Origin of the sequence: Amycolatopsis sp. WAC 04197 (assembly GCF_003947475.1) — a bacterium.
Lineage (GTDB): Bacteria > Actinomycetota > Actinomycetes > Mycobacteriales > Pseudonocardiaceae > Amycolatopsis > Amycolatopsis japonica.
The window spans coordinates 176902-200445 of sequence record NZ_QHJK01000005.1 but is presented as its reverse complement, the minus strand read 5'-3'; the positions used below and the strand labels follow the sequence as shown (position 1 = coordinate 200445).

The following is a 23544-nucleotide window of genomic DNA, read 5'->3' as shown; positions in this document are numbered from 1 at the left end:
AGGGAAGGAGGCCTTCACGGACCGGCCCCCAATGAGATCGCAGACGCGCTGCCGAAAGTAGTTTCGACTTTGACCACTTTCGCGAAGCCGGGTTAGTGTTCGCCGATGGAAGACGTGGACGCGGCCGGACTGGACTTCTGGTCGTTCGTGGCGCTGGCGAACCGGCGGCTCGCGCAGGAGTACGGCTTCCGTCACCAGCTGGCGACCGAGGTGCTGCTGACCCTCAATCGCGCCTCCGACCTGGTGACTTACGATCTCGAAGCCGCGGTGCACCGGCCGCGCGGACGGTCCTGGTCGGCGTTCCGGCTGCTGTTCGTGGTCTGGCTCGCCGGACCGCTCGAACCGACCAGCGCCGCCCGGCTGACCGGGATGAGCCGGGCCGCGGTGTCGAATCTGGTCAAGACGCTGGTCGCCGAGGGGATGCTTGACCGGGCCCCGGACGAGCGAGACGGACGTTCGGTGCGGTTGTCGCTCACCGAGGCGGGGCAAGAGGAGATGGTCTCGGTCTTCCGCGAGCACAACGAACGCGAATTCGGCTGGACGAACGCGTTGACCGAGACCGAACAGCGCATCCTCGTGATGCTGCTGGGCAAGCTGATCACCAGCCGCGCCGAGTTCGGCACCCGGAGCCGCAAGTAGGCCTTCCCGTCGCCAGGAAGACCGGACTACGCTGCCCGATGGATAGTAAAAGTGTGAACTAAATCGGCGAGGAGGAGACCATGGTGGACGGCGGACGGATTCCCGCGCTCTTCGCCGGGCTGTGCGACGACGCCGCGGTGTTCCCGCCGGGCCTGGCCCCACTACCGGACGCCGTCGCCGCACACGACGAGCACCTCGATGCCTGGTACGCCGGCCTCGTCGGGCCCTTGGTCATCGCCGCGACCGCGCTCGGCGACCTCGCCGAGGTGCTGGACGGCCGGGAGACCCCGCTGCCGGTCTCGGTCACCCTGCCCGGCGGACCCGCGCAGCTCGACGGAGTGAACGAGGCCGTCGCCAAGCTCCCGGTGAAGCTCGAAGCGCTCGAGATCGCCGTCCCGGACGGGATGGGCCCGGACGAGGTGCTCGCCGCGCTTTCCCGGGCCACCGCGCCGGTCTTCGTCGAGATCCCGCGTGACGAGCGGCGCGTCCCGCTGCTGACAGCCCTTTCCGGCACCGGTCACCAAGCGAAGTTCCGCACCGGCGGCGTCCGCGCCGACCTGTACCCCGACGAAGCCGAACTCGCCGCCGCCGTCCGCGCGGCGGTCGCGGCGGGGGTGCCGTTCAAAGCCACCGCGGGGCTGCACCACGCCCTCCGCAACACCGATCCGGAGACCGGCTTCGAACAGCACGGTTTCCTCAACCTGATGCTCGCCACCGACGCCGTCCTCACCGACGGCGACGCCGAAGCCGTTCTCGCCGAACGAGACGGTGCCGTCATCGCCGAGCGGCTCCGCGCACTGGACGCGGATCGCGTCGCCGCCCTCCGCGCGGGCTTCACGTCGTTCGGCACCTGCAGCATCACCGACCCCCTGACCGAACTGGCCGGACTCGGCCTGCTCGAGGCGCCCCGAGGAGAGGCATGACCACGATCGACATCCCCGCAGGCTCCCTGTTCGGGATCGACAACCTGCCGTACGGCGTGTTCTCCGTCGACGGTGATTCCCCGCGCGTCGGCGTGCGCGTCGGCGATTCCGTCGTCGATCTGGCCGCGGCGCTCGGCGACGACGTGCTCGCCGCGCCGACGCTGAACCCGTTCATGGCGCAGGGATACGACCGCTGGGTGGCGGTCCGCGAGCGGATCCGCGACCTGGTCTCCGGCGAACTCCCCGACGGCGCGGTCCACGCGATCGGACGGGTGACACTGCATCTGCCGATCGAGGTCGCCGATTACGTCGACTTCTACGCCTCCGAACACCACGCCTCGAACGTCGGCAGGCTGTTCCGCCCCGACGCGGAACCGTTGCTGCCCAACTGGAAGCACCTCCCGGTCGGTTACCACGGCCGCTCCGGCACGGTCCTGGTCTCCGGTACGGACATCGTGCGCCCGAACGGTCAGCGCAAGGCCCCGGCCGACACGGCGCCGGTGTTCGGGCCGAGCGCGCGGCTCGACATCGAGGCGGAGATGGGGTTCGTCGTCGGCACCGGGACGCCGCTGAACACCCCGATCACGCCGGACGACTTCCCCCGCCACGTCTTCGGCGCGGTCCTGCTCAACGACTGGTCGGCCCGCGACATCCAGGCGTGGGAGTACGTCCCGCTGGGCCCGCACCTCGGCAAGAGCTTCGCGACCTCGATCTCCCCGTGGGTGGTGCCGATCCTGGCGCTGGAAGCCGCGCGGATCCCGCTGCCGGGGCAGACCGATCCGGAACCGCTGCCGTACCTGCGGGAGAGCGAGCCGTGGGGGCTCGACATCGACCTCGTCATCGAATGGAACGGCGAGGAGGTCAGCCGCCCGCCGTTCCGCGAGATGTACTGGTCACCCGCGCAGATGCTCGCGCACCTGACGGTCAACGGCGCCTCGTCGCGCACGGGTGACCTGTACGGCTCCGGGACGATCTCCGGACCGGAGAAGCGCCAGCGCGGCGCGTTCCTCGAATTGTCCTGGGGCGGCAAGGAACCGCTCACGGTCAAGGGGGAGGAGCGCACCTTCCTGCAGGACGGCGACGAGGTCGTGATCACCGGCACCGCGCCCGGCGCGAACGGCTCGCGGATCGGGTTCGGCGAGGTGCGGGGACGCGTGCTGCCCGCACGGTGACTCAGCCACCGGCGATCCCGTTCGGCGGCGGAGCGTCGTTCGCCGCCGAGTCGTTCGCCTCGATGGGGGCGTCGCCGAGGTCGGTCACCAGCACCGGGGTCAGATCCTTGCCGACGCCTCCCTTGAGTTCGACCACGGACATCCCGGAAATGCCCAGGTGGTTGTCGCCGGTGTAGCGGAACGGCGCCAGGCCCGGTCCCGCGAAGGTCTTCCCGGACTGCTGGAGGACTTCGACGATCCGTTCCCGCGTCAGGTCCTTTCCGGCCGCCCGCAACGCCTGGACGAACGTGTACGCCTGCGCCATCCCGTAGATGCGGTAGTTCGTCAGGTCGCCGCCCTTGCCGTTCGCCTTCCAGACGTTCTGCCACAGCTTCGTCCACGCGTTGTCCGGTGCGTCGACGCCGGGCAGGTATTCGGTGGTGAGCACGCCGTCGATGAGTGACGCGCCGTTGGTCACCTTGCCCTCGGAGAACCGCGCGAGCAGGGAGCCGACGAGCGCGGGATCGGAGCCGACGTTGCTGTAGAACCACTTCGGCTTGAACCCGATCTTCAGCGAGGCCAGCTGCGAAAGCGCGGTGTACGACGGAACGGTGAAGCCCAGCACCAGATCCACGCCCGCGGCTTTGAGTTTCGCGATCTGCGGCGCGATGTCGGTGTTGCCCGGCGAGTACTTCGCGACTTCCACGATCTGCTCGCCGAGGTAGCGCCGCGCGCCCTTTTCGCCGTCGCGGCCGAAGTCGTCGTCCTGGAGGAACAGGCCGATCTTGGCGTTCGGCAGGTTCTTGCGCACCCAGTCGCCGATGATCTTGCCCTCGATCTCGTAGTCCGGCTGCCAGCCGAAGGTGAACGGCGCCTTCTTCGGGTCGTCGCCCCAGCGCAGCGAACCCGACGACACGAACAGGTCCGGCACCTTCGAGTTGTTCAGGAAGTCGACGACGGCGCTGTGCGTCGGCGTGCCGAGGCCGCCGACCATCGCGAAGATCTCTTCCTTGAGCACCAGTTCGTTGGTGACGGCGCTGGTCGTGGTCGGGTTGTAGCCGTCGTCCTTCACCACGAACTCGATCTTGCGGCCGTGGACGCCGCCGTTCGCGTTCACGTAGTCGTAGTACGCCTGATGTCCGCCGGGGATCTCGCTGTAGCCCGGCGCGGCGACGCCCGTCAGCGGGAAATGCGCCCCGATCTTGATGGTCGTGTCGGTGACGCCGACCGTCGAACCCTTCTGGTCGCCCTCGGGTCTGCCGCCCGCGCCGCAGGCGGCGGTGACCGTCACGGCCAGGAAGACGGCCACGGCCTTGGTCCAGCGTTTCATGAACTTCGCCTCCAGTGGATGAGTTTCCGCAGCCCGCCGGCGAGGCCCGCCGGTGCGAGCAGCACGATCAGGACGGTGACCAGGCCGTAGAGCAACGGCGCCAGATGCGCGGCCTGCACGTCCGACAGGCCGAGATCCGTTCCCGCGCCGGTCACCAGCGGCGGCAGGAAGGTCAGCAGCGCGGCGCCGGCGAGCGCTCCGGTGAGGCTTCCGAGACCGCCGAGCACCACCGCGGACACCAGCAGCAGCGACAGTGTCAGCGCGAAACCGCTCGGCGCGGCCAACCTTGCGGACAACGCCATCAGCGCCCCCGCCAGGCCCGCGCATCCCGCACTGACCACGAACGCCCGCACCCGGGCGCGGCCGAGGTCGATCCCGGCCAGCTCGGCGGCCACGTCCTCGTCGCGGACCGCCCGCCAGTCGCGTCCGACGCGACCGCGCGAGAGGTTCGCCAGCAGGACGAACACGGCGATCACCGCGAACCACGAAAGGTAAGCGAGGTAACGGATCGACGTGAGGTCCTGGCCGGTGACGAAGTACGCGGCGTCCGCCAGCCAGCCGGGGATTTCCGGCATCCGTACCGGCAACCCCTGCTCGCCGCCGAGCGCTTCGCCGAAGAACAACGGGATCCCGGGGACGGCGACGGCGAGCGCGAGCGTCGCCCCGGCGAGATACGGCCCGTGCAGCCTGGCGGCGGCGACACCCACGAGCGCCCCGACCGCGAGGGTGATCACCATCGCCAGGAGCAAGATCACCAGTAGCGGCAAGGCATCCGATTGCAGCAGGAGCGCCGTCGAGTAGGCGCCGACGGCCATCAGCGCGCCGTGTCCCAACGAGAGCTGCCCGTTGAGTCCGGTAAGGACGGTCAGACCGCCCGCCGCGATCGCGAGATACGCCATCGTGGTGAACTGCGCGGTGAGGTACGGCCCGGAGTTCTCCAGCACGAGCACGACGACGACCAACGCGGCGAGCGCGCTCAGGAGATGACGTCGCAGCACGTCAGACCCTCCGTTCGCGGACGCTCGTGAACAGGCCGCCGGGTTTCAGGAGCAGCACCACCATGAGCAGCGCCAGCGCGGCGAGAGGCACCAGCTCCGCGCCGACGTAGCCGCTCACCAGACTCAGCGACAGGCCGAGGACGACGCCGCCGACGACCGCGCCGACCGGGCTGTCCAACCCGCCGAGCACCGCGGCGACGAAGCCGTACACCACCACACCGTCCATATAGGACGGATGGACGAGGCCGCCGCCGGCGATCAGCAGACCCGACAGCGAACCGGCGAGCGCGGCCAGCGCCCAGCCGAGGGTGAGCATCCGCCCGACCCGCACGCCGAGCAGGCGGGCCCCCTCCCGGTCGAAGGCCGCGGCCCGCATCCGCAGGCCCAGATCGGTACCGCGGAAGAGCACCACGAGCCCGATCAGCACCACGCCGACGGCGGCGATGGTGAACACGCCGAACCCGGTCAGCGCGATCGTCGTGCCGCCGACCTGGAAACCGGTGAGCCCGAACGGCGCCGGGAACGACCGGTACCGCGAGCCGAACACCAGCGCCGCCAGCGCGTGCAGCACGATGAACAGCCCGAGTGTCAGGATGACGGCGTTGATCTCGGGTTTCCCCGAAACGAACCGGATCACGAACCGTTCCACGAGCGCGCCGAGCACCAGGCCTGAGAGCAGGGCGACGGCGAAACCCGCCCAGTACGACCAGCCCGCGTCGATCAGGACGAGCGCGACATACGTGGTGATCATCGCCATCGGCGCCTGCGCGAAGTTCACGATCCGCGTCGCCCGCCAGATCAGCACGAGCGCCAGCGCGAACGCGGCGTAGACCACGCCCAGCGTCAGGCCGGTGAGCGCGGTGGTGAGCAGTTGCTGCACGAAGCTCCCTTTCAGAATCCGAGGTAGGCGTGCCGGAGCGCGTCGTCCGCGACGAGCGCGGCCGCGTCCCGCCGGACGACGACCCGCCCGAGGTTGAGCACGACGCCGTGATCGGCGATGGACAGCGCGCTGCGCGCGTTCTGCTCGACCAGTACGACGGCCAGTCCTTCTTCGTGGACGAGATCGCGCAGCAGCCCGAAGATCCGCGCCACGATCCTGGGCGCGAGCCCCAAGGATGGTTCGTCGAGCAGCAGCACCTTCGGCCGGGAGAGCAGTGCGCGGCCGATGACCAGCATTTGCCGCTCTCCGCCGGAAAGGACGTGCGCGAGACCGTTCTTGCGCTCGGCGAGTACGGGGAAGAGGTCGTAGATCCGGCGCAGATCGGCCGTCTTCACCCGGCCGCGGGCACCGAGCGCGCCGAGCCGCAGGTTCTCCTCGACGGTCAGTTCGGCCAGTACGCCGCGGCCTTCGGGAACATGCGCGAGACCCAGCGCGGGAAGATCCTCTGTGGACACTCGGCTCAGATCCCTGCCGTCGAGGGAAAGGTGGCCGTCCGAGGGGCGGACGAGGCCGGAGATCGTGCGCAGCAACGTGGTCTTGCCCGCCCCGTTCGCACCGAGCACCGCGGTGATCTCGCCTTCGGCGGCCGAAAGGCTCACGGAATCGAGTGCGCGCACCGGGCCGTAGCTCGCCGAGAGTCGCTCAACGGTCAGCACCGGCCACCTCCTCGCCGAGGTAGGCCGCCTGGACCGCCGGATCGGCGCGGATCTCGTCCGGGGTGCCGCGGGCGATGACCCTGCCGAAGTCCAGCACCACGATCTCGTCGCAGACCCCCATCACCAGATCCATATGGTGCTCGACGAGCATCACCGACATGCGCTCGGTCAGGCCGCGGACCAGCGCGCCGATCTCGTCGATCTCCGCCGACGACAGGCCGCCCGCCGGTTCGTCGAGCAACAGCAGGTCGGGTTCGCTCACCAGCGCTCGTGCCAAAGCGACCCTTTTCCTTACCGGGTAAGGAAGACTGGTGGGGTAGCGCTGGGCGACGTCGGCGATGCCGAAGTCCTCCAGTTGCTTCATCGCCCGCTCGGTCAGGGCCTTCTCGTCCTTCGTCAGCCCCAGCAACGAAGACCAGAAGCCGGATTTCGCGTGCCTGCCCGCGCCCACGAGGACGTTCTCCAGCACGGTCATCCGGTCGAACAGGCCGAGTTCCTGCAGGCCGCGTGCGATGCCGAGGCCGGCGAGGTGATGCGGGCGCAGCCGCCGCAATTCCGTGCCGCGCCAGGACAGCGTGCCGGTGTCCGGGCGGACGAAACCGCAGGCGACGTTGAACAGCGTGGTCTTGCCGGCCCCGTTCGGGCCGATCACCCCGAGCACCCGGCCCGGCGCGACGGTCAGGGAGACGTCCGACAACGCGACGAGACCACCGAAGGTCACCGATACGCCGGACATCTCGAAGGTCGACAGGGTCACGCAAGAACTCCCAACGGCGGAAGGGGGCCCCGGCGCGGGTGCGCCGGGGCCGAGGACACTCAGGCGTGCGGACACGTGTCCCGGTAGTCGCTGATCGCGCGGTCGTCCGGGGCGGGGCAGAGGAACTGCTCGTAGCGGGTGTCGTTGTCCACGAACCGCTTCAGCCACGAGATCGTGTACTTGGCCATGGTCGTGTTCGCCGTGTTCGGGAAGAAGTGGCTGGCGTTGTCCAGCTCCATGTACGCCTTCTCCGCCGACGCGGGAATGCTGGTGTAGAACGGGATCGAGTGCGAGGCCACCGGCGCGACCGTGTCGGATTCACCGCCGATGATGAACGTCGGCACCTTCAGCGAGGACCACGACTTCTGCGTGTTCCACGGCGCGAGCGGCACCGCCGCCTGCAGCGACGGCCGGTCCTGTGCGGCTTCGAGCGAACCGCCGCCGCCCATCGAATGCCCGGCCACGGCGAGCCGGGAGGTGTCGATGCGCGAGCGGACGGTGCTGCGCTGGGTCAGGTAGTCGAGCGCGGCCAGCAGTTGGTCGCCGCGGCTGTCGGGCTGGTCGTAGATGGTGTTGGTGTCGATCGTGAACACGACGAATCCTTGCGACGCCAGCCGCGGGCCGATCCACGCGATACTCGACTGCGTCGCGGTGAATCCCGGCGAGATGGCGACCGCGCCGAACGTGCCCTGCGCGGTGCTGGTGGGGTAGTAGATCGTTCCGCCGCCGAAGCCGGTGACGGCCAGGCTCGACACGGAAGTCTGCGACACCGCAAAGGAGCCGCGGGAGGCTTCGATGCTGCTTTCCGTCGGGTCCGGTCCTCGTTCGTAGGGGTTCTCGGCGGCGTAGGCCGTGGGGGCGACAGTGAGTGCCGCGACGGTGGCCAGTCCACAAAGGATCCGGGTCGTACTACGCATGGTGCCGTCTCCGTTCGCCGTTGAACACAGTCCGTGGTGATGGACTCTGACAAACGGACGGAGGCGCCTGCATCGGTGAAATCGCCGGTCTTGGTCCGCGGTCGCCCCCGCCGGGCCGGGCGCCCGTACGATCGGCGATCGTGAATCCCTCAGCCGAGGACATAGTCCGCGCGGCGGCCCGGTGGATCGATCGCGGCGTCCGCGTCGACACCTCCGCCTTCGCCCAGGATCTGGGCATCTCGCGCAGCACCCTGTTCCGTCGCGTCGGAAACCGGGAAGACCTGCTCGGTGATGCCCTCTACTACCTGTCCGAGCGCACCCTGACGGCCGCCGCGCGCACCTGGGAGCGCGAAGAGGGCGACGTGGTGCGCAACGCGGCCGGCGAACTGCGCTGTCTCGCGATCATGCGGGAGTACCGGTCGGTGCTGGCGGCGAGCGCCGGGTTCCGCCGCTTCCTCGACGACGAGCCGGTGCTGGCGATCAGGCTGCTCACCGACCCGGACGGCCGCGTCCAGCCGAGGGTGATCGCCGCGCACGTCGAGCTCCTGCGCCGCGACGTCGACGCGGGCGGCTTCGAGCCCAGCGTCGGGCTGGACAGCCTCTGCTACGCCATCGTGCGGCTGGGGGAGGCGTTCCTGTATTCGGACGTCCTCGCCTCCCGGACGCCCGATCTCGACGCGGCATCGACGCTGCTCGGAGCGCTGGTGGAGGGACGGGTGCCGAGCAAGACCTTGTGAAACACTTGCGTCTGGTGTTTCATCGAGAGGGATCTCGAGGAGGCACGGATGCCTGTGTACCCGTTGCGGGGCAGGGACGACCTCTTCGGCGGGCTGCGCTCGGCCGCCGGGCGCGCCGTGCTGATCCGCGGCACGGAGGGGCTGGGCAAGTCGGCCCTGCTCGCCGAGCTGCGCGCCACCCTCGGCGTCCGGCTCGTCGGGGTGCGGGGTCTGCGGGCGGAAAGCACGCTGCCGTACGGCGCCCTGCAGCGGATGTTCGGCGCGTCGGTCTCCAGCGGCGCGGAAGCGCGGGACCGGCTCGGCGCCGTCTCGGCTCCGACGATCTGCTGGGTCGACGACGCGCACTGGATCGACCAGGAGTCCTTGGCGGCACTGGGTTTCGCCGCCCGGCGCTTGGCGGGGGCACCGGTCGGAATGGTGCTCGCTTCGCGATCCGGGTCGGACGAGTTCGACTCCGTCGAGCTGCCACCGTTGAGTGAATCCGCCGCCGATCAGGTGCTGCGCGACCGTGGCGTTCCGGCCGGGGTACGCCCGCAGCTGGTCGAACTGGGCGACGGGAATCCCGCCGATCTGGTCGCGCTGGCGGCGTCGCTGACGTCCGCGCAGGCGGCCGGACGGGAGCCGGTTTCGCCGATCCTGCGGGGGCGCCTGCCTCGGTACACGGCCGAGCTCGAGGCGATGCCGCGCGACGAGCGGCTGCGTTTTCTCGGCACCTGTATGGACTTTTCCGCGCGGAAGGCGACTTGGTACGCGGCGGCGTCACCGGCCGACCGGCGGGCGGCGCACGCGCGGCTGGCCTCGGTCGAGGAGGGGCCGGACGCGCTCTGGCATCGCGCGATGGCGACGGCCACGCCGTCCGAGCCACTCGCGGACGCGCTCGCCGCGGCACCCGCGATGGATCACGCGGCGGCGGCACGGCATCTCGAACGCGCCGCCGCGCTGACCGCCGATCCGGGTGTGCGAGCGGCCCGGCTGCTGGCGGCGGCGGACGCGGCGTGGCAGGCGGGCAGACCGGGGTGGGCGCGTCTGCTGCTGTCCAGGGTCGAGGCCGAACCGGGCGCGGTCGCGTTGCTGCACGGGGAGATCGAGCTGCGCGACGGCGATCCCGCCGTCGCCACCCATGAACTCGGCACGGCGGCGCGGCTGCTGCCCGATCCGACCGCCGCGCTGCTGCTGGCGGGCGAGGCGCGGAGACTCGGCGGCGACCTGGGTGGCTACCGGGCTTTGGCGCGGACGGTCCCGGCCGGAGAAGGGCTGGCGTTCGCACATTTCCGGGGTTTGGCGTCGGTTTACGCCGGACGGCACGACGCCGCCGTCGTCCCGCTGGAGGAAGCCGTCGCCAAGGGGATGGCCGACACCGACGTCGCTGGAGCCGTCTGGGCCGCCGAAGCGGCCTTCGCCCGCGGGCATGCCGAACAGGCGCACGAGTACGCGGCGGCCGCGGTGAGCCGCGCGCGGCTCGGCAAACGCCACGCAGAACTGCCGTGGGCACTGGTCTACCTCGCGCTTTCGGCCATCGCGCTCGACCGGATCCCGTGTGCGCGGGCTGCGTCCCGCGACGGCCTGCGCGCGCCCCACAACCTGCGGATGGAGCATCTGACGCTGCTGGGGCTGGCCGCCGCGCTCCTCGGCGACCGGGCGCCGGAACTGGACGAGGCGGCCGAGGGCATCGCCGAACGTGGCCTCGGCAGGCCCGCCGCCGTCGCCGCGTGGGCGTACGCCTGCTTGGACCTGGCCGAGGACCGGCCCGACGACGCGCTGAGCAGGCTCGAAGATCTCGCTTCGGGCGTCTCCGGCGACCAGCCGGTGATCCGCGTGCTGGCCACACCGCAACTCGTCGAGGCGGCCGTCTGCGCCGGACGTCCCGAACGCGCCCGTGCCGCGCTGGAGGTGTTCGATCGCTGGACGCTGGCCGGAGCGGAACCCTGCTGGCTCGCGTTGAGCCACCGCTGTCACGCGCTGATGGCGTCGGATCCCGGTGTGGCGGAACGACATTTCCAGTCGGCCATCGAGGCGCACCGGCGGGCGGGCGGCGCGGTGGAACTCGCCAGGACCAGGTTCGCGTACGCCACCTTGCTGCGGCGGCATCGCCGGACCCGTGACGCCCGCGACCAGTTCCGCGATGCCTTGCGCGGCTTCGAAAACGTCGGCGCGACCCGCTTCGCCGAACGTGCCCGAGCCGGGTTGCGGGCGGCGGGCGAGACCGTCGACGCTCCGCACCGGTCGCTCGCCGGCCTCACGCCGCAACAGGACGCCATCACCCGGCTGGTGGCGGCGGGGGAGACGAACAAGGAGATCGCGCGGCGGCTGGTGATCAGCCACCGGACGGTGGACCACCACCTGCGGAACATCTTCACGGCACTGGGGGTGCGGTCCCGCGTGGAGCTCGCGCGCCGCGTCGCCGCCGGCGAGTGACGCCGCCCGTGACTCGCGTGATCAGAGGCGCGACTCGCGTGATTGGAGGCGTAACACGTGAGTTTCGCCTTCAATCACGCGAAATACGTCCCTGATCACGCGAGTCACGCTTCCGCTCACGCCGCACCCTGGTGTCCACAGTGGTCACTTCCCGGACAGCATGCGCCTGCTTTGTGTCGGTAAGTACGGTTTCGCGGGGAGTCGTGAGTGGTAAAGAGGGTTAGAACGACCATCGCCACTCACGACCCCCCGGGCAAAACTGCGCAAAGTGCCCAAAGCGGACACTCTAATCTCAGCGAGCGTCCTTTTGGACAGTCTGAGGGAGGCGCACCCCACTGACGAGCTCACGTCACGGGCAGGCGAGGACAGGTGCCTGCGGACGGCCACCGCCGTGCAGGTCGCTCAGCGGAACCCTGGCCAGACCGAGGATCGCCTGCGCGGTCGCGCGCGGGGCGGTCGTCGCGTTCAGACCGGTGGCGTCGTAGGCGATCGCGCCGCGATCGGCCTCGGCGCCGGCGCAGCCGGTCTGCAACGACCGCAGGAATTCCCGCGCCCTGACCGCGGCGGCGGGACGCTGACCGGCCAGCGCTTCCGCGGCGAGGCCGGTGCTGTTGGCGTTGGGCGCGTTCGTGCCGAAGCCGAAGCCGCCGTTCGCGTGCTGCTTCGTGACCAGCCACGAGATGCCCTCGCGGGCGTTCACCGGGTCACCGGTGGCACGCAAGGCCTGGACGACCGTCGCGGTCGCGTCGACGTCGCTCGTGCACGTCGCTTCGCCGAAGTTCTGCGGGAAACCGCCGTCCGCGCACTGGGTGCCCGCGAGGAAAGTCACGGCCGACGCCGGGGCGCCGCCAGGGGTGCGGTCCAGCGCCAGGAGGGCGAGCGACTGCGAGAGAGCGTTGGAGTAGTCGCCGTACTCGGATCGGTCGGAGAACCGGCCGGACGGCGTGAGCAGCGAGAGCAAGCCCGCCTTCAGGTCGACGCCGCCGAACGACGCCGGGTCCTTGCCCCGGATCTGCGCGGCCAGCATCAGTTTGGCGTGCGCGCCCGCGTAGGCCTCGGTGCCGCTCCCGACGTAGCCGGTGGTGACCTCCGGTTTCGCGAGCCAGGCGATCGCCTTGCCCGCGTTCGTGTCCGACACCCCGGCCGCGGCGAACGCGAAGATCGCGTCGATCGTCAGGCCCTGATCGGGGAACTTCTGGCCGCCGAAGTCGGCCTCGAACCGTTCGCCGTCGGTCATCTGCCTGGCGAGCCAGCCCGCGGCGGCGTCGGCCTTGTTCCGGGTGGCCGCGGCCGCCGCCGGGGCGGTGACCAGCCCGATGCCGCACAGCAGGGCGACAGCGAAAACCAAACGTCTCATGAGAACCCTTTCCCGCATTTCCACGACAGGAGTCGGTGACATCGCGCGACGTGGGTGACCGGGCTCGCCTGGAAGGCATACCGTTGCGGGACAGCGCCGGACTCTCACCGGACTTCCCCCACGACCGCGCGAGAAGACTCTCACCCCGGTCGGGTGCGGGATACCGCCGGGTGCCGATGTGATCCTGGCAACCGACCTGGTCAGCGGTACCTGCCTGAGGTGAACGGGTGTTAACCTCGGCTGGCTCGACAACAGAACACCGCCGCCCGTGACGGGGAAGCCGGTCGAAATCCGGCGCTGTCGCGCAACCGTGGGCCCTTCGCAGGGCGAGCCGGGATACCGAACGGGCGGACGAACGAACCACTGTCGCGATAAACAGGGGTGACTGCGGCGTCCCGCCTTGTCCTCCGCCATGCCGCAAGGAGGAGTCATGCGCCGCGGGTACCTGGCCGCGTCGGCGTTCGCCGTCATCGTCGCCATGATCGCCGCACCGCTCAGCGGGACGGCGACGGCGGCGAACGATCCCGGTGCCGCGAAGGCGAATGCCCGCTGGCTCGCGACGAAGCTGAAGCCGGACGGCACACTCGACAACCCCAGCGGCGGCTCACTGCCCGACCACGGCCTGATGCTCGACGTGCTCTTCGCGATGTACGCCGCGGGCGAGGGCGCGCGGGCCGAGCCGATCGTGAAGTTCCTCGACGACCAGGGCCACGCCACCGACTACTTCACCTGGGACGGGCTCGCTCCCGGCGCGGGCTACGACAAGATCATCGTCGGCGGCGCCGTGGCGAAGACGCTGGTCGCCGCCCAGGTGTCCGGCAGGAATCCCCGGGCGTTCGACGGCTACGACCTGGTCGCCGAAACCCATGCGGCCATCATGCGCAAGGGCCCCGACAAGGGCCGGGTCAGCGATTACGCCAAGGATCCCGCTCTCGCCGACGCGGTGAGCAACAACGCGAACATGTTCGGCCAGGCGCTCGGCGTGATCGGGCTCGCCGTGGCGGGAGAGAACGACCGGATCGCCATCGACAGGCTGCTGACCCAGCAGTGTTCCGAGGGCTACTTCCGCGTCCTCTTCTCCTACATCCCGACCAAGGAGACCGGCGACCACGTCACCCCGGACGGCCGCAAGGTCTCGACCTGCGACGAGGGAAAACCGCTCGGTCTTTCCCCGACCGACGGTGACGCCACCGGGCTCGCCCTCTCGGCGATGCTGGCCGCGAAGAAGGCGGGCGCGGCCGGTCTCGACGCCCCGATCGCCAAAACCGTCTCCTGGCTCAAGGCGAACCAGACACCCGGCGGCGGCTGGGGTGGCGGCGTCGGCACCGAAGCGCCGAACACCAACAGCACCGGCCTGATCGTCCAAGCGCTCGTCGACGCCGGCGGCGCGGACGCGGCGGTGGACAAAGGCGTGCGGTACCTCAAATCCGCGCAGGTGACCGCCGCGGCCGACGCCGGGAACAAGCTCGCGGGCGAACTCGGCGCGATCGCCTACGATCCGGCTTCCTACGAGGCCGCGCGTTCCTCCGGCATCAGCGGCGTCGACACCTGGATCCGCGCGAGTGCCCAGGCTTCGCTCGGGTTGTCGCAAATCGGTTTCCACTCGCTCGCGAAGGGCGAAGTCCTGCCGCCGGCCACCGGCGTCCCGGAAACCCCGGCTCCTGTGACGCAGCCGCACAAACCGAAGAGCACACCGCCGAAACCCAAGAAGTTCGTCACACCCAGGGCGTCCACCGGCGCCCGGGTGTCGACGGTGGCGGCGACGCCCGCCCCGGCCACCGCGCCCGCGGCCGTCCGCCTCGGGGCCTACCTGACGAACCGGCTCGTCGGCGGCGACCACGTCGAGGTCACCGAGGACGGCAAGACCTACGTCGACTACGACGCCACCGCCGACGTGGTGCTGGCCTTGCGGGCGTTGGACCAGCAACCGGACGCGGTCGCCCGCGCTTCGCAGTTCTTGTTGAAGCCGGAAGCCGTGCAGGCCTATGCCCACGGAGCGCCGTACGAACAGGGCGAGGCGTCGTACGCCGAACCGCTCGCGAAACTCGTGCTTGTCGCCGAATTCGCGAAGTCGGACGTCGCCGGGCCTTTGCGCGCCGATCTGGTGAAACTGCGTGGTGCCGACGGGGAGTTCACCGACACCGGATCGTTCGCCGACGCCGATCGGACGGTCGAGCGGCACGTTTGGGCGGTGCTCGCCACCGCCGCCGACCCCGGCCCCGCGGTCGAACTGCTCCTTTCCCGCCAATGCGCGGACGGCACCTTCCCGAAGCACCTCGACACCGCGGAATGCGGTTCCGGCGACCTCGCCGCGACGGCCGCCGCGGTCACCGCGCTGGTCGCCCGGCCGCACACGGACGCCGCGCCGCCGACCAAACGCCCGGACGGCTGGACCGAGCGGCGCGTGTCGGCGTTCGTCTCCGCCGTGGACGCGCTCGGCGTCCGGCCCACCGGCGAGGGCCTGGTGACCGGAGAAGGCGGCGAGGTGGACATCGCGCTCAGCGCCACCGTCGCCGCCGCGCGGCAGACCGCCGGGCTCGACGCGAGCGGAACCGCGCGTTCGCTGGGCAAACTGGTCCAGGCCGACGGCGGGTTCGCCAAGGGAGCCGGGGGAGAGACCGATTTCCCGACCAGTTCGACCGCCGCCCAAGGGGTTGCGGGCCGGTCCTGGCTCACCGCCGCGGATTCGCCGCTGTCACCCGCGATCCGGCTGCCGCTGACCGCCGGCACCGATACGCCGGCGCTGGCCGCCGCCCAATCCGACGACCAGCCGGCCTGGGTGATCTGGGGGATCGCGGGGCTGGCCGTGCTGTTCCTCTCCGCCGCGATCGCGCTCGTCTTCGTACTTCGTCGTTTCACCAAGAAAAGGGGGTAACACCATGAAGAGACTGCTCGCCGTCACGACCGTCCTCATCGGACTGATCGGACTGTCCGCCGCACCCGCGAACGCGGTCGACACCACCAAAGGCTACGCCGGGATCTGCACCGGTGCCGACGCGCGCACCGGGGTCACGGTCGTGATCGACTTCCAGGAACTGGCCGCGCCGACGATCACCCGCTGCTCGCCCAACGCCACGCCGGGCACCGCCCGCACCGGGATCAAGGCGTTGCAGGACGCGGGGATCGCGGTCGCCGGCACCGCGCGCTGGGGACTCGCTTTCGTCTGCCGTCTGGAAGGACGCCCGTCCGCGACGGAGACGCTCCCGCTGACGACCAACCCGAACTACAAGGAAGCGTGCGTCACCACCCCGCCCGCGGGCGCGTACTGGGGTTACTGGAACGCCGACGGCTCCGGTTCCACCTGGACCTACAGCAGCTCGGGCGCCCTCAACCGCAACGTCGTCCCGGGCGGTTTCGAGGGCTGGTCGTTCTCGCTGAACAAGTCCGCGACCACCAACCCGCCGCCCGGCGTCACGCCGAGGAACCCGGCCATCCCGTGAAAAGGGTCCTTCCCGCGGTGGCGGCGGTCTTCCTGATCGCCGCCACGGCGCCGTCCGCGCAGGCGGTCGACAAGAGCAAGGGATATCCGGGGTTCTGCAAGGACGCCACCGGCGTCACCGTCGTCGTCGACTTCCAGCAGCTCGGCGGCACGACCATCGTGCGCTGCAATCCCCAGACCACCCGCGGCACCGGGCTGGACGCGCTCAAGGGCGCCGGTTTCCAGATCGCCGGGGTCCAGCGCTGGGGTGAGTCGTTCGTCTGCCGGGTCGAGAACCGCCCGTCCGCGGCCGAGAACGTCCCCATCACCGGCCGCGGTGACTACCGTGAGCCGTGCGTCGACACGCCGCCGGCTCAGGCCTATTGGTCCTACTGGCACGCCTCGAACAACTGCGCCTGGGACTACAGCCAGTGGGGCGTCAAGAACCGCGACTTCATCCCCGGCGGTTTCGAAGGCTGGTCGTTCTCCTTGAACGCCACCACCCAGAGCAACCCGGTCCCGCGGGTCTCCGCCGTACGCCCGGGTACCGAGAGCCAGCCCTGTGTGCCACGCGAGGAGGCGAAGCCGGTCACCGGTGACCCTGGCGAGCGCCAGCAGCGACCGCCGTCGGGGAACGGACAGCAGGCCGACGGACCTCAGCCGACAACAGGCGCGGGAGAGGCTCCGGCCGCGGGTCCGAGTTCCGGCGCACTGCCGCCGCCCAAACCGCGCCCGAGTGCTTCGGCGCGGGCGAGGGCGCAGGATCCGTCGATGAACGTCGCGTTCACCGGCGGTGAGAACGCCGAGGACGTCAACGCGGTGATCGACCGTGAGTCCGGAGCGGGCGGCTGGGCGCCCTGGGCCGCGGGAGCCGCGGTGCTCGCGTTGTGCGTCGCGGGATTCGTGATGGCACGCAGACGCAAACGCGCACAAGGAGTTTGATGACGTCCTACTTCCTGCCGCGCGATCTGCACCCGGCCGCGTGGTGGGTGTGGGCGCTCGGACTCGCCGTCGCGGCGACCCGCACGACGAACCCGTGGCTGCTGCTGACCATCGTGGCGGTCGCGGGGTACGTCGTCGTGGCCCGCCGCAGTGAGGCGCCGTGGGCGCTGGCGTTCCGGCTCTACCTGTACCTCGGCGCGTTCATCGTCGCGATCCGGGTGTTCTTCCGCGTCGTGTTCGGCGGCGGCGAGGGGTCCACGATCATCGTGCGGTTGCCTGAGATCCCGCTGCCGGAATGGGCGGCGGGTATCCGGCTCTTCGGCGACGTCTCCGCGGAATCGTTGCTGGGCGGGCTCTACGACGGCATGCGGCTGGCGGCGATGGTGATCTGCCTCGGCGCGGCCAACGCGCTCGCGAACCCGAAACGGCTGCTCAAGGCGATGCCGCCGGCGCTGTACGAGGTGGGCACGGCGGTGATCGTCGCGCTGTCGGTGTTCCCGCAGCTCGCCGAGAGCGTGCTGCGGGTCCGGCGGGCACGCAGGCTGCGCGGCGGTTCGGGGAAGAAGAAGGTGAAGGCGCTGCACACCATCCTCATCCCGGTACTGGAGGACGCGCTTTCCCGCTCGCTGCAGCTCGCCGCGTCGATGGACTCACGTGGCTACGGCCGCGCGGGAACGGTCGAAGCGCGGGCCAGGCTCATCACGGGCACGCTGATGATCGTCGGCCTGCTCGGCGTCTGCGTCGGTGTTTACGCCACTTTGGACGGTTCGACGCCGCGATACCTGGCCGCACCGGTGCTTTCCGCGGGCGTCGTGGTCGGCCTGATCGGATTCTGGTCGGCGGGCAAACGCGTCCGGCGCACGCGCTACCGGCCGGATCGCTGGCAGCCGCCGGAAATCGTCGTCGCCGTCAGCGGGGTCGCCGTCGCGGCGATCCTGTTCACGACGTCGGAGGTGAACCCGATGAACATGAACCCGTCGCTGATCGGCCTGTCCTGGCCGTCGCTGTCGTGGGTGCCGTTGCTCGGGGTGCTGATCGGCGTGCTGCCCGCGTTCCTCACCCCGGCCCCCGAACCTCCTTACGCCGCACTGGAAGAAGAAGTGCACGCATGATCGAACTGGACCACGTTTCCTTCACCTATCACGACCGCGCCGAACCGGTGCTGTCCGACGTGACGCTGTCCATCGGTGAAGGCGAACTCGTGCTGTTCGCGGGCCGGACCGGGGCGGGCAAGTCGACGCTGCTCGGCACGATCAACGGTCTCGTCCCGCATTTCACCGGCGGTCACCTCGAAGGCACGGTGTCCGTCGACGGCGTGACGACGCGGTCCCGGCCGCCGCGCGAGTTCGCGCATCTGGTCGGCGTCGTCGGTCAGGATCCGCTCGCGGGCTTCGTCACCGACACGGTCGAGGACGAACTCGCGTACGGCATGGAGCAACTCGGCCTGAGCCCGCAGGTGATGCGACGCCGGGTGGAGGAGACCCTCGACCTCCTCGGCATCGCGGAACTGCGAAGGCGCGCGCTGAGGACGCTGTCCGGCGGGCAGCAGCAACGGGTGGCGATCGGCGCGGTGCTCACCACCCACCCCAAGGTGCTGGTGCTGGACGAGCCGACGTCGGCGCTGGACCCGACCGCGGCCGAGGAGGTGCTCGCGACACTGGCCAGGCTGGTGGAGGACCTCGGCACGACGGTGCTGATGGCCGAGCACCGGATGGAACGCGTGATCCCGTTCGCGGACCGGATGATCCACGTGCCGGGTACCGGGGAAGTGATCGACGGAACGCCGCCGGAGGTGCTGAAGGACATGCCCATCGCGCCGCCGATCGTCCACTTGGGACGGTTGGCGGGCTGGGATCCGCTGCCGATGTCGGTCCGTGATGCCCGGCGGCGCGCTTCTTCGCTGACGTTGGGTGCTCCGCCCGCGCGAAGCACGACCGTGGGCGAAGAACTGCTGGCCGCGTCCGGTGTCGTCGTGCGCTACGGGCCGAAGGTCGCGGTGCGGGAGGTCGACCTGACCCTGCGCGCCGGCGAGGTGCTGGCGATGATGGGGCGCAACGGTTCCGGCAAGTCGTCGTTGCTGTGGGCGGTGCAGGGTTCCGGCCCGCGGCAAGGCGGCAAGGTCACCGTCGAGGGCAAGGACCCGAAGACGCTGAGCAGTGCCGCGGCCCGGGCCCTGGTGGGGATGGTGCCGCAGACCGCGAGCGATCTGCTGTACCTGCAGACCGTCGCCGGCGAATGCGAAGCAGCCGACGCGGAATCGGATGCGGAGCCGGGGAAGTGCCGGGAACTGCTCGACAGACTCGCTCCGGGTATCGATCCCGCGTCGCATCCCCGTGATCTCTCGGAGGGGCAGCGTCTCGCGCTCGTGCTCGCGGTCCAGTTGTCGGCCGCCCCGCGGATCATGCTGCTGGACGAACCGACCCGCGGTCTCGACTACACCGCGAAGGCGGCGCTGGCGCGGATGATCGGTTCACTGACGGCCGAGGGAAAGGCGATCGTCGTGGCCACCCACGACGTCGAATTCGTCGCGACGATCGCGGACCGCGTGCTCGTGATGGCGGAAGGGGAGGTCGTCTCGGACGGCCCGACCGGTGAGGTGCTCGGCGGCTCCCCGGCGTTCGCCACGCAGATCGCGAAGATCCTCGGCGAGCCCTGGCTCACCGTCGACGAGGTCCGGTCCGCGCTTCCGCAGGAGGTCTCGTGACCGCGGCGGTCCGGCTCGGCCCCCGCTCGGCGACGGTGCTCGGGCTGGCGTCGCTGGCCGGGCTGATGATGTTCGTCTGGCCGCTGCTGGTCCGTGTCGAGCCGCAGTCGATGCAGCACGGCCCGGACGCGCCGTTCGTGTTCATCGGGATCCTGCCGATCCTGATCGTCATCGTGCTGGCCGAGATGTCCGAAGGGGGTATGGATTCCAAGGCCCTCGCGATGCTCGGCGTGCTGTCCGCGGTGAACGCCGCCCTGCGGCCACTCGGCGCGGGGACGGCGGGTATCGAGACCGTGTTCTTCCTGCTGGTGCTGGCCGGCCGGGTGCTCGGCCCCGGCTTCGGTTTCGTGCTGGGCTGCACGTCGATGTTCGCTTCGGCGCTGCTGACCGCCGGAGTGGGGCCGTGGCTGCCGTTCCAAATGATGTGCTCGGCGTGGATCGGGATGGGCGCCGGGCTGCTGCCCCGCCGCGTCACCGGCAAGGCGGAGATCGCGATGCTGGTGGCGTACGGGATCTTCGTCGCGTACGTCTTCGGATTCCTGATGAACCTGTGGTTCTGGCCGTTCATCACCGACGCCGAAGTGCCGTACCACGACGGGCACATCTCCTACGTACCCGGCGCTCCGCTGCTGGAGAACCTGCACCGCTTCGCCGTGTTCACCCTGCTGACCTCGACGGCGGGCTGGGACACCGGCCGCGCGATCACCAACACGGTGGCGATCCTGGTGCTGGGGCCCGCCGTGCTGGCGACGTTGCGCCGGGCTTCGCGGAAGGCGTCTTACGGCGTGATCCCCTCGTTCACCGATGGGCCCGCTTCCGGCGCAGGACGTGGAAGGACACGGCGAACGCCACTCCCACGGCCACGATGATCGCGGCGAAGACGGGATGCATGTCGCGCAAAGTGCCGATCAGGACGAGCGCGACCGGGACGATCGCGAGCATCGCGAACTGGCCGACGACCATGATCGGTACGGCCCAGGCCGAGACGATGACGGCACGCGGGGCGCGGCGGACGGTGGTTTCGCGGTCGAGCGTCTGGGTGGACATCGGTTCCTCCGAGGTGTGTGGTGCGGTCAGCAGTGGGATTCGGCGGTGGCTTTGAGGTCCTTCAGCCAGGCTTCGAGGCCCCAGCCGAGGAATTTGGTGGCGGTGGGCACATCGGCCTCGACCTGAGCACCGGACCAGTTCTCCTCGGTGCGGACGAGTACCCCGCCCTTGACCTCGGTGAAGTTCCAGACGTGGATCCCGTTGTCGATGCCGAGGCCCTCGCCGACCGCGGGACCGCTCCAGCGGAGGCATTTGCCGCGCTGGATCTGGCGGACGGTCGAGGTGATCGACAGCGTCGTGGCCGGGGTCGTGGCCGTGGCCGGCGCCGGCGTGGTCCAGTGGAACCGGGAGTTCTTCCGCAGCGGGCCGTGATCCAGCCGTTCGCTGCTCAGCACCGGCTCCTGCCAGGACGGCCAGCGTTCGACATCGGTCTGCAGGCGCCAGATCTTGCTCAGTGGTGCCTTGATCAGGGCCTCGGTCCGGTAGTGGATCGGGGCCTTCGTGTCGATGGTCTTGCCTTGGCACGAAAGCGGGGCGGGGGACGCGGTGGCGGCGTGAGCGGGGGCCACGGCACCGCCCAGCAGGCCGATCGCCAGCGGGAGGGCGAGTGCGGCTGTGCGATAGAGCGACTTCATCGGGACTCCTTGTTAGCATCAATTGCGATAGTTAGAAGCTATAACCACAACAGCGTGAGTGTCAATAGGGAAAGTGATATCCTCTAACCAAACGGAGGGGAGTGGCTGGTGGAGACCTCGCGTGAGCGGTATCGGGCGCAGGTGCGTGCGGAGATCAAGCGGCACGCGTGGGAGCAGCTGGCCACGACGGGGGTGTCCGCGCTTTCCCTCAACGCGATCGCCAAGCACGTCGGCATGAGCGGTCCCGCGCTGTACCGGTACTTCCCGAGTCGCGACGACCTGATCACGGACCTTGTCCGCGACGCGTATCGAAGCCTTGCCGACGCCGTCCAGGCGGCAGCCAGCGTGACTGAAGTCGCCTACGCGATAAGGGAATGGGCGCTGGCGGACCCGCAGCGATATCTGTTCGTCTATGGGACGCCGATCCCTGGCTATCACGCGCCTGGTGACACCACGGAGATCTCGGACAAGATCATGGCCGTGCTGCTCGAGGTGTACGTGGCGGAGCCGGATGACGGCCGGGCGTTCCGTCGTGCCGTTACCTTCTGGGTCCGTGTTCATGGCGTTCTTTCGCTCGAGCTCGCCGGACATTTCGCCGGCATGGGGTTCGATCCCGCCCTGCTGTTCGCCGCCGAGGTCGACGGCTTGCTCAGGTGAGCGCACTCGCCGGGGCGTGATCGAGTGACGATTCGCCAGTCGTTCGCCGCACATGTCGCGAAAGCCACTTTCGGGACGTCAGACGTCGCGAAAGTGGCTTTCGCGACGTTTCGCGTGAGGGTCGCCGGGCGCGGCCACTGTCCATAAAGGACGGTTCCCGCTGAGCGGGGCATCCTTGGCCGCTTTCGGCGCTGTACGGTGGTTTCCGCGTTCGCTGTGCTAGCTTCCGGGAATGCGCGGAGGATCCCGGATTCGTACGCTCGCGGTGCTCTCGTCGATGCTCCTGGCTTCGCTGATCGGCCCCGGTGCCGTCGCGAACGCGTCCGGCGGGCACGGCTGTGAATGCGCCACCCCGTCGATCGACCGATTGCAGCAATGGCTCGCCTCCGGTGAGGGCACCACACTGCCGCCGACCGGCAGCCTGCTCGTCCGCGAACGCGGCGGTTACGCGGCCAAGGTGACCTTCCTGAACGCCGAATGGCACGTTGTCGTCGTCTGGCTGGGGAATCAGTTCGAGGCGCAGGCGGATCTGTCGAAATCCGCCGGTTTCTGGATGACCTACAGCGCGACCGACGACCTCTACGTCCAGCTGCGTCCCGCTTCGCATTGGAGCGGCGGAGACAAGTGGCTCACGAAGGTGCCGTCGACCGGCGGGAAGCTGGTGAAGAAGTTCTTCAGCTTCAAGCCCGCCGCCTGGACGACGTTGCCCGAACTGGGTACGCCCGGCTACTCCTTCGCCTCGGCGCTCACCGAGGCGCGGGGCCTGGTCTTCGTCGGCAAGACCCCGAACAAGCTCGACTTCCGCGGCCTCTCGATCGACCGGTACCGGCCACCCTGTCTCTGAACGCTCCTCGGATTTCACCTGTCCGGAGCGACGGCTATCGCGCACCGTGCCCGATTTGTCCTGTACGGTGAACTTTCAGCCGCCTCCGCACGACCGATCCGAGGAGTACCCCTGATGAGCCTGTTCGACTCGCTGAAGGAAAAGGCCGCCGAACTGCTGGGCGGCGCGGGCGACAAGGTCGGCGAACTGACCGGTGTCGACCTTTCCGGCGCCGCCGACCAGGTCACCCAGGCGACCGGCGGGCTGGCCGAGACCGGTCAGGGCCTCGCCGAGAGTGCCACCACGGCGGGTCAGGACGCCGTCGACTCGGCCACCGCGGCCGGTCAGGGCGTCGTCGACTCCACCGGCGCGCTCGGTGACGCCGCCACCGGACTGGCGGGCGGCGTGATCGACCCGAACGCCCGGGGCTGACCGCCCCCGGACTCCCCGGTATCCCGCGGATACCGGGGAGTTCGTCATTTCTCCGGTGGGACGACG

General features: G+C 69.9%; 23 protein-coding genes and 2 riboswitches. Of the genes, 14 read left to right on the top strand and 9 right to left on the bottom strand.

The genetic code is table 11. The features are described from left to right. Positions 1-105: 105 nt before the first annotated feature. The 3 genes from DMC64_RS21500 to fahA all read left to right on the top strand — a co-directional run bounded on the left by DMC64_RS21500 (position 106) and on the right by fahA (position 2734). Entirely contained in the window at positions 106-639 is a 534-nt protein-coding gene (locus tag DMC64_RS21500) for a MarR family winged helix-turn-helix transcriptional regulator (RefSeq protein WP_063271091.1), read from the top strand. An 80-nt stretch (positions 640-719) separates the two neighbouring features. After that, the gene (locus DMC64_RS21495) at positions 720-1562 is read left to right on the top strand and encodes a hypothetical protein (RefSeq protein WP_125734982.1); all 843 of its coding nucleotides are present in this window, start codon (positions 720-722) and stop codon (positions 1560-1562) included. Further along, entirely contained in the window at positions 1559-2734 is a 1176-nt protein-coding gene (gene fahA, locus DMC64_RS21490) for a fumarylacetoacetase (RefSeq protein ID WP_125734981.1), read from the top strand. The genes DMC64_RS21495 and fahA overlap by 4 nt, the downstream gene beginning before the upstream one ends. A 1-nt stretch (position 2735) precedes the next feature. Here fahA and DMC64_RS21485 read toward each other — a convergent pair whose 3' ends face one another. The 6 genes from DMC64_RS21485 to DMC64_RS21460 are packed head-to-tail and all read right to left on the bottom strand — an operon-like array spanning position 2736 to position 8311. Further along, positions 2736-4043, bottom strand: a complete 1308-nt coding sequence (locus DMC64_RS21485; RefSeq protein ID WP_125734980.1) for an ABC transporter substrate-binding protein — start codon at positions 4041-4043, stop codon at positions 2736-2738. Beyond that, complete coding sequence (locus DMC64_RS21480) at positions 4040-5041, bottom strand: branched-chain amino acid ABC transporter permease (protein ID WP_125734979.1); 1002 nt, start codon at positions 5039-5041, stop codon at positions 4040-4042. The genes DMC64_RS21485 and DMC64_RS21480 overlap by 4 nt, the downstream gene beginning before the upstream one ends. A gap of 1 nt (position 5042) precedes the next feature. Continuing rightward, the gene (locus DMC64_RS21475) at positions 5043-5921 is read right to left on the bottom strand and encodes a branched-chain amino acid ABC transporter permease (RefSeq protein WP_125734978.1); all 879 of its coding nucleotides are present in this window, start codon (positions 5919-5921) and stop codon (positions 5043-5045) included. Positions 5922-5932: 11 nt separating this feature from the next. Then, complete coding sequence (locus DMC64_RS21470; RefSeq protein ID WP_125734977.1) at positions 5933-6637, bottom strand: ABC transporter ATP-binding protein; 705 nt, start codon at positions 6635-6637, stop codon at positions 5933-5935. After that, entirely contained in the window at positions 6624-7394 is a 771-nt protein-coding gene (locus tag DMC64_RS21465) for an ABC transporter ATP-binding protein (protein WP_370324457.1), read from the bottom strand. Before DMC64_RS21465 ends, DMC64_RS21470 begins: the two co-directional genes overlap by 14 nt. Before the next feature lie 59 nt (positions 7395-7453). Further along, a complete protein-coding gene (locus DMC64_RS21460; protein ID WP_037345357.1) occupies positions 7454-8311 on the bottom strand; it encodes a serine aminopeptidase domain-containing protein in 858 nt (285 codons plus the stop codon). Between the two features lie 140 nt (positions 8312-8451). Here DMC64_RS21460 and DMC64_RS21455 point away from each other — a divergent pair, with 140 nt between their 5' ends. Both DMC64_RS21455 and DMC64_RS21450 read left to right on the top strand, forming a co-directional pair. Continuing rightward, positions 8452-9048, top strand: a complete 597-nt coding sequence (locus tag DMC64_RS21455; RefSeq protein WP_038511150.1) for a QsdR family transcriptional regulator — start codon at positions 8452-8454, stop codon at positions 9046-9048. A gap of 48 nt (positions 9049-9096) precedes the next feature. Further along, positions 9097-11463, top strand: coding sequence for a LuxR family transcriptional regulator (locus DMC64_RS21450; protein ID WP_125734976.1), 2367 nt, complete (start codon positions 9097-9099; stop codon positions 11461-11463). Positions 11464-11812: 349 nt separating this feature from the next. Here DMC64_RS21450 and DMC64_RS21445 read toward each other — a convergent pair whose 3' ends face one another. After that, a complete protein-coding gene (locus DMC64_RS21445; protein WP_233629753.1) occupies positions 11813-12820 on the bottom strand; it encodes a prenyltransferase/squalene oxidase repeat-containing protein in 1008 nt (335 codons plus the stop codon). Positions 12821-12851: 31 nt separating this feature from the next. After that, a riboswitch (cobalamin riboswitch) is annotated at positions 12852-12983 on the bottom strand. A gap of 111 nt (positions 12984-13094) precedes the next feature. After that, positions 13095-13161: riboswitch (cobalamin riboswitch) on the top strand. A gap of 89 nt (positions 13162-13250) precedes the next feature. On the opposite strand from DMC64_RS21445, the gene DMC64_RS21440 reads away from it, so the two are divergent. The 6 genes from DMC64_RS21440 to DMC64_RS21415 are packed head-to-tail and all read left to right on the top strand — an operon-like array spanning position 13251 to position 20753. Next, positions 13251-15695 carry a hypothetical protein gene (locus tag DMC64_RS21440; protein WP_125734975.1) on the top strand — a complete coding sequence of 815 codons (2445 nt, stop codon included), beginning with the start codon at positions 13251-13253 and terminating at the stop codon, positions 15693-15695. 4 nt (positions 15696-15699) lie between these two features. Beyond that, positions 15700-16260, top strand: coding sequence for a hypothetical protein (locus DMC64_RS21435; protein WP_038511159.1), 561 nt, complete (start codon positions 15700-15702; stop codon positions 16258-16260). After that, on the top strand, positions 16257-17180 hold the full coding sequence (locus DMC64_RS21430) for an ABC transporter substrate-binding protein (RefSeq protein ID WP_125734974.1): 924 nt from the start codon (positions 16257-16259) through the stop codon (positions 17178-17180). The genes DMC64_RS21435 and DMC64_RS21430 overlap by 4 nt, the downstream gene beginning before the upstream one ends. After that, a complete protein-coding gene (locus DMC64_RS21425) occupies positions 17180-18292 on the top strand; it encodes an energy-coupling factor transporter transmembrane component T (protein WP_125734973.1) in 1113 nt (370 codons plus the stop codon). The genes DMC64_RS21430 and DMC64_RS21425 overlap by 1 nt, the downstream gene beginning before the upstream one ends. Then, positions 18289-19884, top strand: coding sequence for an ABC transporter ATP-binding protein (locus DMC64_RS21420; RefSeq protein WP_125734972.1), 1596 nt, complete (start codon positions 18289-18291; stop codon positions 19882-19884). Before DMC64_RS21425 ends, DMC64_RS21420 begins: the two co-directional genes overlap by 4 nt. Continuing rightward, complete coding sequence (locus DMC64_RS21415) at positions 19881-20753, top strand: ECF transporter S component (protein ID WP_199755050.1); 873 nt, start codon at positions 19881-19883, stop codon at positions 20751-20753. The genes DMC64_RS21420 and DMC64_RS21415 overlap by 4 nt, the downstream gene beginning before the upstream one ends. Here DMC64_RS21415 and DMC64_RS21410 read toward each other — a convergent pair. Both DMC64_RS21410 and DMC64_RS21405 read right to left on the bottom strand, forming a co-directional pair. Next, positions 20683-20931, bottom strand: coding sequence for a hypothetical protein (locus DMC64_RS21410; RefSeq protein ID WP_125734970.1), 249 nt, complete (start codon positions 20929-20931; stop codon positions 20683-20685). The genes DMC64_RS21415 and DMC64_RS21410 overlap by 71 nt on opposite strands. Positions 20932-20957: 26 nt before the next feature. Further along, positions 20958-21566, bottom strand: a complete 609-nt coding sequence (locus tag DMC64_RS21405) for an SRPBCC family protein (protein WP_125734969.1) — start codon at positions 21564-21566, stop codon at positions 20958-20960. Between the two features lie 108 nt (positions 21567-21674). On the opposite strand from DMC64_RS21405, the gene DMC64_RS21400 reads away from it, so the two are divergent. The 3 genes from DMC64_RS21400 (at position 21675) to DMC64_RS21390 (ending at position 23478) form a co-directional block, all read left to right on the top strand. Then, entirely contained in the window at positions 21675-22223 is a 549-nt protein-coding gene (locus DMC64_RS21400) for a TetR/AcrR family transcriptional regulator (RefSeq protein ID WP_233629752.1), read from the top strand. Positions 22224-22488: 265 nt separating this feature from the next. Further along, positions 22489-23067 (top strand): hypothetical protein, encoded by a 579-nt coding sequence (locus tag DMC64_RS21395; RefSeq protein WP_037345379.1) that lies wholly within the window; start codon positions 22489-22491, stop codon positions 23065-23067. 114 nt (positions 23068-23181) lie between these two features. Then, positions 23182-23478: a hypothetical protein gene (locus tag DMC64_RS21390; RefSeq protein ID WP_125734968.1), complete on the top strand. Its 297-nt coding sequence runs from the start codon at positions 23182-23184 to the stop codon at positions 23476-23478. Positions 23479-23544 lie beyond the last annotated feature (66 nt).

Coding starts and splice junctions, on each gene's coding strand:
- DMC64_RS21405 (WP_125734969.1), bottom strand. CDS start 21,566: ATGAAGTCGCTCTATCGCACAGCCGCACTCGCCCTCCCGCTGGCGATC.
- DMC64_RS21425 (WP_125734973.1), top strand. CDS start 17,180: ATGACGTCCTACTTCCTGCCGCGCGATCTGCACCCGGCCGCGTGGTGG.
- DMC64_RS21420 (WP_125734972.1), top strand. CDS start 18,289: ATGATCGAACTGGACCACGTTTCCTTCACCTATCACGACCGCGCCGAA.
- DMC64_RS21450 (WP_125734976.1), top strand. CDS start 9,097: ATGCCTGTGTACCCGTTGCGGGGCAGGGACGACCTCTTCGGCGGGCTG.
- DMC64_RS21410 (WP_125734970.1), bottom strand. CDS start 20,931: ATGTCCACCCAGACGCTCGACCGCGAAACCACCGTCCGCCGCGCCCCG.
- fahA (WP_125734981.1), top strand. CDS start 1,559: ATGACCACGATCGACATCCCCGCAGGCTCCCTGTTCGGGATCGACAAC.
- DMC64_RS21445 (WP_233629753.1), bottom strand. CDS start 12,820: ATGAGACGTTTGGTTTTCGCTGTCGCCCTGCTGTGCGGCATCGGGCTG.
- DMC64_RS21440 (WP_125734975.1), top strand. CDS start 13,251: ATGCGCCGCGGGTACCTGGCCGCGTCGGCGTTCGCCGTCATCGTCGCC.
- DMC64_RS21500 (WP_063271091.1), top strand. CDS start 106: ATGGAAGACGTGGACGCGGCCGGACTGGACTTCTGGTCGTTCGTGGCG.
- DMC64_RS21460 (WP_037345357.1), bottom strand. CDS start 8,311: ATGCGTAGTACGACCCGGATCCTTTGTGGACTGGCCACCGTCGCGGCA.
- DMC64_RS21485 (WP_125734980.1), bottom strand. CDS start 4,043: ATGAAACGCTGGACCAAGGCCGTGGCCGTCTTCCTGGCCGTGACGGTC.
- DMC64_RS21435 (WP_038511159.1), top strand. CDS start 15,700: ATGAAGAGACTGCTCGCCGTCACGACCGTCCTCATCGGACTGATCGGA.
- DMC64_RS21495 (WP_125734982.1), top strand. CDS start 720: ATGGTGGACGGCGGACGGATTCCCGCGCTCTTCGCCGGGCTGTGCGAC.
- DMC64_RS21390 (WP_125734968.1), top strand. CDS start 23,182: ATGAGCCTGTTCGACTCGCTGAAGGAAAAGGCCGCCGAACTGCTGGGC.